Source organism: Bowmanella yangjiangensis (genome assembly GCF_017255015.1).
In the GTDB taxonomy this organism is placed as follows: domain Bacteria; phylum Pseudomonadota; class Gammaproteobacteria; order Enterobacterales; family Alteromonadaceae; genus Bowmanella; species Bowmanella yangjiangensis.
Window position 1 is genome coordinate 1 of sequence record NZ_JAFKCS010000282.1, and the last position, 1,035, is coordinate 1,035.

General features: G+C 69.3%; 1 protein-coding gene. It reads right to left on the minus strand.

Annotation, left to right across the window (positions count from 1 at the left end):
* The coding region (locus J0A65_RS23990) for a diguanylate cyclase domain-containing protein (protein ID WP_206596782.1) at positions 1-1,035 on the minus strand (1,035 nt) is incomplete at both ends.

Consider the following 1,035-nt stretch of genomic DNA (forward strand, 5'->3'; position numbering starts at 1 on the left):
CTTGATGCGCTTGAAATGGTCGATGTCCAGCATCAGCAAGGCCAGGGGGCGCTGTTGCTGAGCCAGCAGGCTCAGTTGTTCGCTGGCCTGCTCACGAAAGGCCCAGCGGTTGAGCAGGCTGCTCAGCTGGTCATGGCTGGCCAGGTAGCGCATGCGTTGCAGCAGTTCGTTGCGCGCCGACATCACACTGGCCACGGTCAGCGGTGCCAGGGCGATCAGCGACACGCCCAGGCGCAGCGACAGCAGCACCGGCCGTGAGTTGACGTCCAGCGGCGCCAGCGACAGGCCGTTCAGGGCGATCGACACCAGCACCCAGCCACTGGCCAGGAACGTCAGCAAGGCGGTGCTGAACAGTCGGTAGCTCAGGGCGCACCACAGCAACGCCGGCACCGGGAAGGCGACCACGCCGGGGCCGCCGATCAGCAGGCACAGCGCCGCGGAGACCAGCAGCCCGAGCAGTGGCAGGAGCTTGCGCGCCTGTTCGGCCGTCCACAGCGGGCGCTGCCGCCGCTCGGTGCGCACGGCCCGGCATGCGGGCAGGGTGAGCATGACCGGCAGGAACAGCATGTAGTTGACCAGCTCGGTCATGAACCAGAACACCCAGCCACCCATCGGCTTGCCGCCATACAGCAGCGGGTCGGTGATTGCGCCGAAGCAGCCGGAGGCAGCGGCCGCCGCGACGATGGCCAGCACCAGGTAAGGCACCGAAGCGGGCGTGCGCAGGCTGCGATGACCGGCGTGCAGGCGCCTGAGCAGGAGGAAGCCGACGATCACCCCCGACAGGTTGCCGGCGCTCAGCAGCAGGGTCTGCTGCAGGCTGCTGCCGGCCAGCAGGTCGGCCAGCAGATAGGCGCACAGCGCGCCGCACCAGCCGGCCGGACGAGCCAGGCGGGGAAAACGGACCAGGGCACCGAGCAGTACGGCGTTGGCCGGCCACAGCGCCGCCAGGTGGCCGATCGGGCGGGTGAGGATGCCCAGCAGGCAAGCACCGAGTACCAGCAGGCAAACCAGGGCTGCAACGCCCGCTGCGCAGTG